The 13781-nt window shown below is 50.6% G+C and carries 11 protein-coding genes; 4 read left to right on the top strand and 7 right to left on the bottom strand.

The window, feature by feature from the left end; all coding sequences use genetic code 11:
* Position 1: 1 nt before the first annotated feature.
* The 3 genes from ACN0YN_RS08970 to ACN0YN_RS08960 form a co-directional block, all read right to left on the bottom strand.
* A complete protein-coding gene (locus ACN0YN_RS08970) occupies positions 2-439 on the bottom strand; it encodes a hypothetical protein (RefSeq protein ID WP_417384664.1) in 438 nt (145 codons plus the stop codon).
* A gap of 139 nt (positions 440-578) precedes the next feature.
* Positions 579-2600, bottom strand: a complete 2022-nt coding sequence (locus tag ACN0YN_RS08965; RefSeq protein WP_417384663.1) for a site-2 protease family protein — start codon at positions 2598-2600, stop codon at positions 579-581.
* Complete coding sequence (locus ACN0YN_RS08960) at positions 2591-3736, bottom strand: 1-deoxy-D-xylulose-5-phosphate reductoisomerase (RefSeq protein WP_417384662.1); 1146 nt, start codon at positions 3734-3736, stop codon at positions 2591-2593. Before ACN0YN_RS08960 ends, ACN0YN_RS08965 begins: the two co-directional genes overlap by 10 nt.
* 398 nt (positions 3737-4134) lie before the next feature.
* Between ACN0YN_RS08960 and ftsH the strand changes: the two genes are divergently transcribed.
* Both ftsH and ACN0YN_RS08950 read left to right on the top strand, forming a co-directional pair.
* Positions 4135-6192, top strand: a complete 2058-nt coding sequence (gene ftsH / locus ACN0YN_RS08955; RefSeq protein WP_417384661.1) for an ATP-dependent zinc metalloprotease FtsH — start codon at positions 4135-4137, stop codon at positions 6190-6192.
* Positions 6189-6779 carry a TIGR00730 family Rossman fold protein gene (locus ACN0YN_RS08950; RefSeq protein WP_417384660.1) on the top strand — a complete coding sequence of 197 codons (591 nt, stop codon included), beginning with the start codon at positions 6189-6191 and terminating at the stop codon, positions 6777-6779. Before ftsH ends, ACN0YN_RS08950 begins: the two co-directional genes overlap by 4 nt.
* 25 nt (positions 6780-6804) lie before the next feature.
* Here the strand turns inward: ACN0YN_RS08950 and acpS are convergent, their stop codons facing one another.
* A complete protein-coding gene (acpS, locus tag ACN0YN_RS08945) occupies positions 6805-7191 on the bottom strand; it encodes a holo-ACP synthase (RefSeq protein ID WP_417384659.1) in 387 nt (128 codons plus the stop codon).
* Positions 7192-7469: 278 nt separating this feature from the next.
* Here acpS and ACN0YN_RS08940 point away from each other — a divergent pair, with 278 nt between their 5' ends.
* A complete protein-coding gene (locus tag ACN0YN_RS08940; protein ID WP_417384658.1) occupies positions 7470-9455 on the top strand; it encodes a redoxin domain-containing protein in 1986 nt (661 codons plus the stop codon).
* Positions 9456-9527: 72 nt separating this feature from the next.
* Here the strand turns inward: ACN0YN_RS08940 and ACN0YN_RS08935 are convergent, their stop codons facing one another.
* From ACN0YN_RS08935 to ACN0YN_RS08925, 3 genes are all read right to left on the bottom strand, one after another.
* On the bottom strand, positions 9528-10979 hold the full coding sequence (locus tag ACN0YN_RS08935; RefSeq protein ID WP_417384657.1) for a sulfatase: 1452 nt from the start codon (positions 10977-10979) through the stop codon (positions 9528-9530).
* A gap of 35 nt (positions 10980-11014) precedes the next feature.
* Positions 11015-12415, bottom strand: a complete 1401-nt coding sequence (gene sthA, locus ACN0YN_RS08930) for a Si-specific NAD(P)(+) transhydrogenase (protein ID WP_417384656.1) — start codon at positions 12413-12415, stop codon at positions 11015-11017.
* 110 nt (positions 12416-12525) lie between these two features.
* A complete protein-coding gene (locus ACN0YN_RS08925; protein WP_417384655.1) occupies positions 12526-13095 on the bottom strand; it encodes a Uma2 family endonuclease in 570 nt (189 codons plus the stop codon).
* Positions 13096-13256: 161 nt separating this feature from the next.
* Between ACN0YN_RS08925 and ACN0YN_RS08920 the strand changes: the two genes are divergently transcribed.
* Positions 13257-13745, top strand: coding sequence for a GNAT family N-acetyltransferase (locus ACN0YN_RS08920; protein ID WP_417384654.1), 489 nt, complete (start codon positions 13257-13259; stop codon positions 13743-13745).
* Positions 13746-13781: the final 36 nt, after the last annotated feature.

The following is a 13781-nucleotide window of genomic DNA, read 5'->3' as shown; positions in this document are numbered from 1 at the left end:
TTTATTCAGCACGCTCAGACTGGGGACCCTCTGGAATCTCTTTGATGTTCCGAATCGAGGGGACCCAGGTTCGCTGATCATCGGCCGCTTCCCGGATCGATTCGAGAGTTGGTGGCTGATTGGTACCGTATTCGGTACGGCTCGATTTTTTTCGAGGACGCGGTTTGTACTCGTAAGGATCTGCTTCTTCCTTCTTCCACCAGTGCCACAACCGGAGTTTCTCCTGCTGTGACTCCGGGGGCTTTTCGCGCAACAGCCAGAGCGTTAACAGCAATACGGTGATGATACCGATGGCGACCATCATAGGTCTTCCCGGTGGTTCGCCGCTGGTTACCACCACGAAGATACAGGCAAATAATCCGCCGGTCAGCGTGAATACCGTTGCCAGCCAGGCCGCTGCCTGATCTCCTGAACCATGAGGGGATCGACCTGCAGTCATAAATTAAATCTCCGCTGTGCTCCCAAAATGCGACAGGATCTTCCACGTCTGACGTCTCGTGTACGTCAGCAGTTACTTTCATTTTAACAGATCGTAAGAAAGATCCCAATCATTTTTTGAAGCCGCTCCGAAATTGAGATTAAGATAATGCCCGCAGGAAGATGTCCAGATACAGAACAAAGATCATCAGCCCCAGCACGAAGATCATCCCGACATAAGTCGCAGCCGTCAGAACTTTTTCATTAGGTCGCTTGCGGGTGATGCCTTCCCAGCAGAGGAACACCATGTGACCACCGTCCAGAACAGGAATGGGCAGGAAGTTCAACACAGCCAGGTTCACACTCAGAAAGCCCAGAAACAGCAGCAGTTGTGCATATCCATCATGGGCCACTTCATAAGCGACTTTGGCAATAGTCACTGGTCCACTCAACTCCATAGGAGAGACACGACCGGTAATCAGACTTCGCAGAGTCAGATAGATGTCTTTGGCAGAGTTTGTTGTGTACTGCACTCCCATTCCCAGTGCCTGCCCCATGCTGTCAGCCTTCTGGATTTCACGCAGTGACTGTAAGCGGATACCACGAACAGGCAACGACCATTGCTCACCTGGTTTCTGCTTGGGGTTTACCCAGGGATTGATCTTCTTCTCGACGATTTTACCATCCTGACTGAAAGTCAATTCGACGGGCCAGCCCGGACGAACCTGCATCTCCCAGAATGCATTCGCCCAGTTCTTGTTTTTATCATCGAATTCATAAGTGACTTCCGGGATGGGTCCCCAATCGGCCGCGGTTTGATTTTCCGGATAGAGAATTTTGATTTTCTTAATCAAAGCATTCGGTTTAATCCCTGCTTGCGCTGCCGGACTCTCTTCTTCCACTTTGAGGACCGTAGGAATCAGATGAAAGGCAATCCCCAGTGACTCTACTGCCAGTGGTGTATTGGAAAAGACAGGGTGTTCCAGCCAGGCAGGATTGTCGAGAGGAACGACATTCAGGCTGACCTCTGTCGGCTGTGCACCATCCTGCTTGCGATTCACGACGATGGGAATGGTCTCGCCGGCGCGACCCGAGAAATAATTGGGAAGTCGCAGCGGATTCAATGCCTTACCCACATCCTGGCCGTCGATATGCGTAATCTTATCGCCGACTTTCAATCCTGCTCGATCGGCAGGAGAACCTTTCTGAATCGATTCGATCGGACCAATTTCCATCCACAATCCCAGGGTTCGAAACGGATTGTTCTTCACCTCGATTTCGACAATCTCGGTGTCGGGGGTCCCTTCACGGACGACGCCGGTCTTTACTGTCTCACTGCTTTTTGCTGCGTAAGTCCGCTGTAGTTCTGCATAATTTTCAATCTTTTGTCCGTCGATGGTTTTAATCGTATCACCGGGTAAAAAGCGGGGCTCTGCGTCGGCGGCCGCGGTCCCTTTACTGGTGATACGCTCATTCGGATCCTGGTAGACGGGAATCTGCAGACTCTGTGCCGGCAGCAGTCCAATTTGTGGCCGGGTCCCTGTCTGATCGGGCGTCACTTTGACTTCGAACTTTTCGCCATTCAGATGCGTTCCTTCCATCATGATATCGCCATCACTGAAAGCGGAACTGCGAATAATATCCATAAAGGAGGTAGTCTCGTTGCCATTGATCTTATGAATGACATCGCCTGGTTGAATACCCGATTCCCACGCCGGCATTCCCGGAACGGCAGTACCAACGATACAGGGCGTCGATGCCACTCCCAGCCGAAATGCAAATGCGAAAAACAGCATGCCGGTAATGATATTCATGATCACACCTGCAGAGATAATTCCCATTCGCTGATAAACGGGTTTAGCCGAATAAGAACGGGGATCGAGGGCAATCTCTTCGCTGCTCAACTGGCTCGGATCAACATCGTCCTGCCCCAGCATTTTTACGTAACCGCCGAACGGAATGATCGACAGCGCATATTCAGTTTCACCATATTTGAAACTGTAGATGATCGGACCGAAGCCGATACTGAAACGCTCGACTTTGACATCACACCACTTGGCGACCGCGAAGTGCCCCAACTCATGGAAAAAAATCACCAGCCCCAGCCCGAGAGCGACCATGGCAATATTGGCGATTTTTCCTGTCAGTGTTCCTAACAATAAACTGGTCAGCACTACTTCCACTGTTTAATCTCCTTGCGAGCCCAGTCATCCAGCAGAAACAGTTCTTCCAGACTTGGATTGGGATCGAATTGATGTGATTCTAATATTTGTTGACAGGAGGTCGCGATATCGCAGAAACGCAATTCACCCGACAAAAATCGTTCTACAGCAGCTTCATTGGCTGCGTTTAATACCGCACCGCACGTCCCCCCCTGCTCTGCGACTTCGTATCCAAGACGCAATGCGGGGAACGCTTCCAGATCAGGTGGTTCAAAGGTTAGCTCAAATGACCGACTCCAGTCCATCGGAGTATTCTGGCCTGTTTTCCTATCAGGATACGTAAGTGCGTACTGAATGGGAAGCCTCATATCAGGTGGTGAAAGCTGGGCGATCACTGAACCGTCCACAAATTCCACCATGGAATGTACGATGGACTGGGGATGTACGACAACAGAGATCTGATCGGAAGTCAGGTTGAACAACCATTTTGCTTCAATAATCTCTAACGCCTTATTCATCATCGTCGCGGAATCGATTGTGATTTTCGGCCCCATCTCCCAGGTTGGGTGCGCCAACGCTTTTTCAGGCGTCACGTCTTTCAGTTCAGCCGGGCTGCAACCACGAAAAGGTCCGCCGCTGGCTGTCAGAATCACCCGTTTAACATCCTGAGCTCTGCCCGCCTGCAACGCTTGAAAGATTGCATTATGTTCACTGTCCACCGGAAGCAGAGTCGCCTGGTTTCGTTCAGCCAGGTCCATTATTAATGGTCCGGCGACGACTAAGGTCTCTTTATTGGCGATTCCCACTGTCTTTCCAGCTTCAACCGCCGCCCAGGCCCCTTTCAGGCCCGCTGCACCGACAATCCCACAGATGACGACATCGACTTCTTCCGAGGACGCCACCCGTTCGATCTGATCTTCACCAAACAAAACTTCTGTGTCCGCAGCAAAATCACCTGTGGAAACGGAAGATGCCTGTTGCGTGTTGCTCAATACAGCCCAGCGGGGGTGAAACTGCTGTGACTGTTCCGCCAGCTGCTTCCAGCTGTTATGTGCGGTAATCGCAGTCAATTCCATTTCCTGTGGATGGGCGGCGATTACATCGAGAGTACTGGTACCAATCGAACCCGTAGACCCGAGAACGGCTATTCGCTTCATTCGACCCTGTTTTTTCATCCTCAGTCGGTATAATTGACTGTTTTATTGTTTCTTGAGGAGAGCGGAAAAAAGACATTCCCTGGTACTGTTTTTTTGTCCTAACCACCAACGAATCCGCATTTTAGGCGTAATAATTAAACATGGCAAGGGGCATTCACGTCGTAAAAGACCCTTTTCAACGGAGTTTCAACTAAGATCCCGCATTTCTCCGAAAACGTTTGATTGACCCCTCTGCTGAAACGACATACATTACCTTAAAGACAAGATGCATTCTGTGTTAAGATCCCTTCTTCTCTGAAATGATCTCTCACTGAGGGCTTAACCAACTGACCTTATGTTCCGTGCGATTCAATGACCGGAATTCTGCCATTCGCACGCTTGTGAAAAGATAAAGCTCCATGTCAAACCCGGATCCGAACCGAAAAGACCGTCCCGCCCCACCTGAGCGCACACCGAAAGGGGATGGCAAACGTCCCGAACCCAAAGGCCCCAAAAGTAATGCCCTCTGGTATCTCGTCGTCGGCGGATTGATTCTGGTCATCACACTCTCCATCGTTTCGAACAATAAGCGGGGAGAGAAGCTCAAGTTTGGTGATTTCGTCAAAGGTCTGGATGATGGTAAATACAATAAAACCAACGTCCACGAGTTGAAGTTTGGAACGGATTACATCGTCTTCCAGGATCAGCCCAAACAGGAAGGGTCTGAAAAAGGAACGCTGGCTGACACCACTAAAAATTACTACATCCCGGTCTGGGGTATTGCTTCCGAGAAACGCGCGCAACTGCAGTCCAAACTGGAAAGCAAAGATATCGTCGTCGATTCCGAAAGCCGCCCTTCCGAATGGGAATCACTGATTGCCGTTCTGTTCTTTCCCATCGTGCTGTTAATTTTTGTGATCTACCTCTTCCGTCGGATGGGAGGGGCCGGTTCGCCGATGTCATTCGGACGCAGCCGCGGACGCATGTATGCACAGGATGACATCGAAGTCACGTTCAATGATGTCGCCGGCATCGATGAAGCCGTCGAAGAACTCCGCGAAGTGGTTGAGTTCCTGAGAACGCCGGCAAAGTATCAGGCCCTCGGTGGTCGTATTCCTAAGGGTGTCCTCCTGGTAGGTCCTCCTGGTACCGGGAAAACGATGCTCGCCAAAGCGGTCGCCGGCGAAGCGGGAGTTCCCTTTTACGGACTTTCCGGTTCTGATTTTGTTGAAATGTTTGTCGGCGTCGGGGCGGCTCGCGTGCGGGACATGTTCCAGCAGGCAGCACAACGCTCACCGGCAATCATTTTTATCGATGAGCTTGATGCTCTCGGCAAAACTCGAGGCAGCGGCATGCCCGGCGGTCACGATGAACGGGAACAGACCCTCAACGCCCTGCTGGTTGAAATGGATGGATTTGGCTCCGATCAGAGTGTGATCGTCATGGGTGCCACCAACCGCCCGGAAACACTCGATCCTGCCCTGATGCGTCCTGGTCGATTCGACAGACACGTACTCGTTGACCGTCCGGATGTACGCGGACGGGAAGCGATTCTCAAAGTCCACAGTGCCAAGATCAAGATGGATGATTCCGTCAATCTGCAGCACATCGCGAAAATCACTCCCGGTTTCGTCGGTGCCGACCTGGCCAATCTGATTAACGAAGCCGCTTTGCTCGCTGCACGAAACAATAAAGATGCAGTCACGATGCGCGAATGTGAAGAAGGTGTCGAACGCGTCGTCGCCGGACTGGAAAAATCGACGCGTCTGATCCATGAAGACGAAAAGAATCGCGTCGCCTATCACGAATGTGGTCATGCTCTGGTAGCCTGCTCACTCCCCAACGTCGACCCGGTTCATAAAATTTCGATTGTTCCCCGCGGACTGGGAGCACTCGGCTATACATTGCAGCGCCCCGAAGAAGAGAAACAGCTGGTCACTCAAAGCGAGCTGGAAAACCGCATCTGTGTCCTGCTGGGGGGCATTGCTGCAGAAGAAATCATTTATCAGGAAACTTCAACCGGCGCCCAGAATGACCTGCAGCGTGCGACCGATCTGGCCCGTCGCATGGTCACTGAGTTCGGCATGAGCCCCAAACTGGGCCGCGTGCATTACAGCGAAACCAGACGGTCTCCGTTCCTTGGCGATTCTCAAGCTGGTGTCGAAAGTATCCACAGTGAAAATACGTTACGGGAAATCGACCTGGAGATTCGGCGTATCATTGATCAATGTTCGAAAATTGCCTACGAAGTGCTCGATGAGCGGCGTGAGTTGCTGGAGCACATGACACGGGATCTTCTGGAAGTTGAAGTCATGGATATGGATCAACTCCAGGCCATCCTGAAAGAACATCAGCGCGGCCCGCAGATCAAACCGGGAACTTTTAAAGGAAGTACTTCGGAAGGGAAAACCGGAGAGCAGGTTCAGGAAGATAATTCTTCCGAGAACGATCAGGCAGCCGACGGTACCGGAGCATGAGCACACTCAAAAGCATCTGCGTCTTTTGTGGTTCTAAATCGGGAAATGATGCGCAGTATCAGCAATCCGCTATTGAACTCGGACGGCTGATGGCTGAGCGGAAGATCTCTCTGGTTTATGGTGGCGGTAGTGTGGGACTGATGGGAATTATCGCCGACGCCGTACTGGATGCCGGCGGTGAAGTCATCGGTGTCATACCGCAACAACTGGCTGTAAAAGAGCTGATCCACCCCCGCGTTGAGCAGATGCATATCGTGGATAATATGCATACGCGCAAGGCTATGATGTCGGAATTGTGTGATGCATTTATTGCCATGCCTGGTGGCTTTGGAACTCTGGAAGAACTTTTTGAAGTCGTCTCATGGGTTCAACTTGGCATCTACCGCAAACCGGTTGGGTTGCTCAATACGTCCGGTTTTTATGATCCACTGCTGAATTTAATCGATCACTGTATCGAAACCGAATTTGTCAAACCCAAATACCGCGATCTGATCATTGCCGATGAAACACCGGCCACCCTGGTCGACCATTTGACTCATCACCAGTTGCCCGTCATCGAAAAGATTCTGGACCTCAAAGAGACGTGATACACAGAGATCAGCCGACGGCAAATCACTTTGCCTGACCTAAGGCAATCGCAGTCGCCGTGGCAAATTCGCGACTGTGAGAGATCGTAATCAGAATCTCACTGATGCCCATCTCCCCTGCGTGCCGCTCGACTCCTCCCGAAATGACGATCGTCGGTTTGCCGCTCTGCAGATTGACAACTTCGATCTCTTTCCAGCCAATTCCTTTTATAAAGCCGGTCCCCAGTGTCTTCATGACGGCTTCTTTAGCTGCCCAGCGCCCCGCATAATGCTGTTCTTTATTCTTTTTCGAGCCACAATAGGCGTTTTCGTTTTCCGTGAAGACCCGATTCAGGAATGTATCTCCATGACGTTCGATCATCTGACCAATCCGCGAGATTTCAACAATGTCTGTTCCCAATCCTACGATCACTGATATTTACCTTGCTTCTGGTCACTTGTATAATAATTAAAAATCAGATCTTTTCCTGAATTCTGAAACAGATTCACCTCAGTCAGGGTAACTACCTATCGAGTTGGCCAATGAAACTGGATCGAAACAGACACTCAACGGGTCTGTGAAGATTGGACGAAATAACGCCAATTCACGCTACCATCAATGCCCGTCAGGGGTTAGATGCTAACCACAGTTTTCGAAACTCAAGTTGCGCCCATCATTAAATATGAGTTGAGAGGGGAGTTCAAGGTCGAATGCGATGCTTCTATTATCTAATCACAGGAATGCTGGCCGGCTGTCTGTTCACAGCCACAGCATCAGCCGAAACCAAAGATTCCCTGCTCGGCAAAGAGGTTAAGAACTTCACGCTGCAGGATTTTCGTGGAAAACCGGTTCAACTGGACGATCAACGGGAACAGAAACTGGTAGTCATCGCGTTCCTGGGAACCGAATGTCCTCTGGCGAAGCTCTACGGCGGGCGACTGCAGAAACTGGCGGACGAATTTAACAGCCAGGGAGTCGCCTTTTATGCCATCATGTCCAATCAGCAGGATTCTCTGACTGAAATCGCCGCTTATGCCCGGAAACATGAAATCAATTTTCCCGTGCTGAAAGATGCGGGCAACCATGTCGCTGACCAGATCGGTGCCCAGCGCACTCCGGAAATTTTCATCCTCGATCAGAACCGCAAGATCTGCTATCACGGACGCGTCGATGATCAGTATGGCGTAGGCTATCTTCGTGATGAACCCCAGAGAGAAGATCTGAAAGTGGCTCTCACGGAATTACTCGCCAGTAAACCAGTCAGTCAGCCCTCAACAAAACCGGTGGGTTGTTTTATCGGTCGCATCCGGGAACCCAATACCGACAGTAAGGTCACCTACTCCAACCAGATCGCCCGTCTGTTTCAGAAACATTGTGTGGAATGCCATCGCGAAGGAGAAATCGCTCCCTTTGCACTCAACGAATATGAAGAAGTAGCCGGCTGGGCAGAAACCATCGCAGAGGTCGTCCGCGATCAGCGGATGCCTCCCTGGCATGCGGATCCCAAACATGGAAAATTCGCCAATGATCGCAGCCTGACGAAAGAGGAAAAAGAGCTGATCTTTACCTGGGTCGAAAACGGAGCCCCCCAGGGCAACCCCAAGGATCTTCCGAAACCACAGACATACGTCACCGGCTGGAAGTTACCCCAGAAACCGGATGCCGTCTTCTACATGGATGACAAACCTTTTACTGTCCCCGCGCAAGCCGGGAAACGTGGCGTCAAATATCAGTACTTCACAGTGGACCCCGGTTTCACGGAAGATAAATGGCTGAAAGGGGCTGAAGCACTGCCGGGCAACCGTGCTGTCGTTCATCATATTCTGGTCTTTGCACGTCCACCGCAGGGAAAACGAGTCCGTGTGTTCGGCGAAGGAGATCAATTCCTGGTCGGTTATGTTCCAGGCTCACGCGAAGTCATGCTCCCCGAAGGCATGGCAAAAAAAGTTCCCGCCGGTTCCAAGCTGGTATTCCAGATGCATTACACTCCCATCGGCACCGAACAGCAGGATCGCAGCAAAGTCGGTCTGGTATTTACAGATGAATCCAAGGTAACCCATCAGGTCGTCACAGCTCAGGTTATCAATCAAGACTTTGTTCGCCGTCGCTTCTCGATTGCCGCCAATGATGATAATTTCAAAATTGAAGCCACCTCTCCTCCCAGCGATCGCGATGCTTTAATCCTGAGCTTTATGCCTCACATGCATCTGCGGGGAAAAGCATTTCGCTATGAACTGCGGAAAACCCCCGATCAACCGGGAGAAGTTCTGATTGATATTCCCGCGTTCGATTTCAACTGGCAGACCGCTTATGGTGTGGAAAAACCGATCCCCATTCAGACTGGCGAATACATTCACTGTGTCGCACATTACAACAATTCCGACAGCAATTTATCGAATCCGGATCCAACGAAAGACGTTTCCTGGGGCGATCAGACCTGGAATGAAATGATGATTGGCTATTTCAATGTGGCCATTCCCAAGGAGACCGCTGAGGCCGAAAACCAGTTCAAAACAATCGCGTTTAAACTGGTACGACGACGCGATAAAAACTCGAATGGCAAGCTGGAACGCGATGAAGTCCCACTGCACGAACTCCCTCTGTTCTTCAAAGCGGATCAGGACAAAGATTCGATTGTCACTGTTGATGAACTCGCTGCCATGATCGAGAAAACGCGGGGAAAGAAAACGGAATAACCCGTATTTTATGAGTCACAAAGTTGATAAAAGGGATGTTGTCCTATTTCGGAATCGAACTGGACAACATCCCTATTTTTTCGTCGACTGCTTTTTCTTTTTCCCCTGCCCCTGCTTTTTCTTGTTCTGATTTCCACTCCGCTTCGGATCATGGGGGGCGTCGAGTGCATTTTTACTGGGGAACGACTTTGCCAGTCGCTGCTTGACTTCCGCATACTGAGGATCGTCAGCCAGGTTTTTCCATTCCATGGGGTCCGTTTTGTGATCATAGAGTTCTTCACTGCCATCCTGATAACGAATCAGTCGATACTGATTATCTCGTAACGCGTGATTCAGGCGACCATGGGTCGTCAATGCCGGTCGCTCCCAGATGATCTCTGGATCCTTCAACAGGGGAACCATGCTGACTCCATCCAGGTATCCGCCAATCGGTAAATTACACAAGTCGCAGAGCGTCGGATAGATATTCATAAAGTCGACTGCCTGATCACAGCGTAATTCAGGCTGCGTCACCCCGGGAACGACCATCATTAAAGGAGCCCGTGTTGCCTCTTCCCAGAGCGAGAACTTTCGCCAGTGATGTTTCTCCCCCAGATGCCAGCCATGATCTCCCCATAACACCACAATCGTATTCTTCGCATACGGACTGGCATCAAGGGCATCCAGCACTCGACCGACCTGGACATCCGCGAAAGCGATGCTGGCTAGATACGCCTGCACGGAATATCGCCAGTTATCCGTTTTCAGAATTTTAGCGTGATCACCGGTTGGTTTTGCCATCCGAATTCCCGTAGCGGGGATGTCATCCAGATCGTCATCCGGTACTTTGGGGAGCTGGATTTTATCCAGGGGATACATGTCATAATATTTGCGAGGCACCTGCCAGGGCATATGCGGACGATAAATGCCGCAGGCCAGGAAGAACGGTTTGTCATGTTTTTTTCCCAGATAATCGATGGCATAATTCGCCATCTTGTAATCGCTCATCTCCCGGTCATCGACATCCAGCACACCCCAGATAATTGTTCCGGCGCGGCTGTGCGGATCATTCAAGACTGCGGGAACCGGTTTGGGATCTCCGGTCTGCTTGAGATAATCGTCCCACGAACCGAGATCGTTATAACCGCCATGAAAGATTTTGCCAGAACCGATCGCTTCATAGCCGTTGTTGCGAAAATGCTGAGGCAACGTAACGACATCGGGCATCACGGGACGCCAGGGTTGAGAGTTGAGATACACGCCTGAACTCGAAGGTCGAATTCCCGTCATCAATGCAGCCCGTGAAGGATTGCAGGCAGGAGCCGCACAGTGGGCATTGGTAAACAGCACGCCACGCGAAGCCAGTCGATCAATGTTCGGCGTCTTACAGTCCGGATGACCGCCCAGACAACTGATCCAGTCATTCAGGTCATCTACGGCAATAAACAATACGTTGGGCTGTGTTGCCTCAGCAGCAGCAACGTCATATCCCGGGGAAAACGCCAGACAGATCAGAAACAGTATTGCCAAAATCGAGCGACTCATGCCATTCCCCTGAAAACTTGTTGGTCTTTAATTTATTAAAACAGACGATTATAGCCGTTTAAAGCAGCCACACGATAAGCCTCTGCCATGGTTGGATAGTTGAAGGTCGTATTAATGAAATACAGCAGTGTATTCGCTTCCCCTGGCTGCGACATGATCGCCTGACCAATGTGAATGATTTCCGATGCGTTGGGACCGAAACAATGAATCCCCAGAATTTCCAGCGTCTCCCGGTGGAACAGAAGTTTCAGCATCCCGATCGGACGGTTCATGATCTGGGCGCGTGCCAGATGTTTAAACATCGAATGCCCGACTTCGTAAGGGATTTTTGCTTCGGTCAGTTCCCGCTCGGTTTTTCCCAGCGAACTGATTTCCGGGCTGGTATAAATCCCTGTCGGAATATCACGAATCAATGCCCGCTCGCATTCGCCATTATCCAGATGGCTGGCAGCATAACGTCCCTGCACATAGGCGGCACTGGCCAGTGATGGATATCCGATGATATCACCCACTGCATAGATATGCGGTTGTGAGGTCTGAAAATCATCATTGACTTCGATCTGTCCGCGTGAATCGGGGGTAATCTCCACCGTTTCCAGTCCCAGATTTTCCGAATTCCCTGCCCGACCGGCTGCGAACAGGAATATATCCGTTTTCAGCTTCTTTCCTGACTGCAGTGAGAGAATCACACCATCATCCGTCCCCTGGATCGATTCGTAATGCTCGCAGTGCCTTAACAGAACACCACTCTCCCGCATGTGATAACTGAGCGCATCACTGATCTCATCATCCAGAAAGTCCAACAGAGAACTGCGGGTATTGACCAGATTAACTTTCATCCCCATCGTGCGCAGCATGGAGGCATATTCACAGCCAATCACACCGGCACCATAAACGCTGATCGAACGCGGCGTAAAGTTCAGATCGAGAATCGTATCACTGCAGAAGATGCGCGGATGGTTGAAATCGACATCGGCTGGTCGATACGGCCGGGAGCCTGTCGCGATAATCGCATAATCAAACGTGATCTCTTCGGTCAGACCGTTGGGAGTATCAATGTGAATCCGATGAGGGTCCAGAAAACGTGCCTGCCCTTCGACCAGATCGACACCGTTCCGTTCATAAAACGTACGTCGCATGCCCACCTGCTTCTGGATCACCGAAGCCGCCGTCTTCCGCAGATCGGGAAATTCCAGATCCAGCACCATTCCCAGACGGCCCATCTGCCGCATGTAGTTATTGATCTCTGACATCTGCAGAATCGAATATCGCAGGGCCTTACTGGGAATCGTTCCCTTGTGTGTGCAATTACCGCCGATCTCGTAAAATTTCTCAATCGAAATGACCGACTTACCCTGCTTGATGGCCTGCATCGCAGCCCCTTCTCCACCGGGTCCGGTACCGATTATTGCCACATCGTAGTGTGCATCTGGCATCCCTGAATATTCCTTGCATCTTTACGCATTAATACTACTGAGACGAGCGACCTGACTGCAGTAGCGTATATTGGTCTACGAATCACATTGTGAGACCGATTATGTTTACCTTACCACCAATCCGGTTCTGCGAACAAGTCTTTCACAGGCATCACAAAACCCGGCAGCACATTTTTACCAGTCAGCTTGCCCTGCACATCGATCACCTCACTCTCTTTTCCCGGTTGATATTCCAGGACTTCCCGGGAATCGGGGTCAATCACCCAGATCAGATCAATTCCCCAGCTGACATAATCCTTGATGTGCCCTGGCATGGACTTTCGTCGAGGATTCGTAGAAGCAATCTCGATCACGGCATCAGGTTTCCGTTCGGAAACGGTTTTGTCAGTCTCTTCAAATCGATTGCCACTGTTAAACAGACTGACCGCAGGAAATCGAACCGTATCCGGGTCCCGCTTGACCAGCAGACCTAAATCGAAGCAGGCGTAACCCTGATTGACTTTATGCAGATAGACTGAAAGCACCTTGGAAATATTAAGAACGATCGTTCCGTGCCCAATATCGGGCGGGTCCAGATTAATAATTTTTCCCTGGTTTAATTCCGTCCAGCGGCCGGCGTCGGGTAATTCCAGCCTGATATCCAGAAACTCGTCTGCCGTATAGGTTGCTGAATCATCCATACCCTGTTCCCATCAATTGATAGCAATATTAAGAGTAAAAACTCTAAGAAAGGATTCCCTCAGGCTCCTTTAATTTTTGACAGCAACATCATAGCATACATCAGTCGCTCCCGTCACTCTTTTCAGAAGTTACATTTCGTAATCCTGTTTGAATCACCGCCATGAAAATACGTGCTTATCAACCTGCAGACCTGGAAACCCTGAAATCCATCACGGTAGAAGCCTTTCAGGGTGTTTCGATTGATGAAGGAATTGAGCGCGAATACGGCCCGATCAATGGTCACGACTGGAAGTGGCGGAAAGCAGGACACGTCGAAGCCGATGCCCGTCGAGAGCCCGAAGGCATTTTCATCGCGGAAGTGGACGGCGTGATAGCGGGATATATTTCAACCTGGCACGACCTGGAAGCGGGCATAGGTTATATTCCCAATATGGCATTTGCCCCTGAGTATCGAGGACAGGGTATGGGGCGAAAACTGCTGGAACATGCACTTCAGCATTTTCGGGATCTCAAACTGACTCTGGCAAAAATCGAAACGCTCGAGCAGAATGACGTCGGTAACCATCTTTATACTTCGCTCGGGTTCAGAGAGATCGTCAAACAGGTTCACTTCGTTGCTCCACTGACGTCAACCATAGATAAGACATAGGAGATGAGCAGACTGCACCGGCGGTTTGAAGTTTCA

This window comes from Gimesia sp., assembly GCF_048260065.1.
Taxonomy (GTDB): Bacteria; Planctomycetota; Planctomycetia; order Planctomycetales; family Planctomycetaceae; genus Gimesia.
Note: the sequence above shows the minus strand (reverse complement) of the source record. Positions and strands in the feature narration are given on the sequence as shown.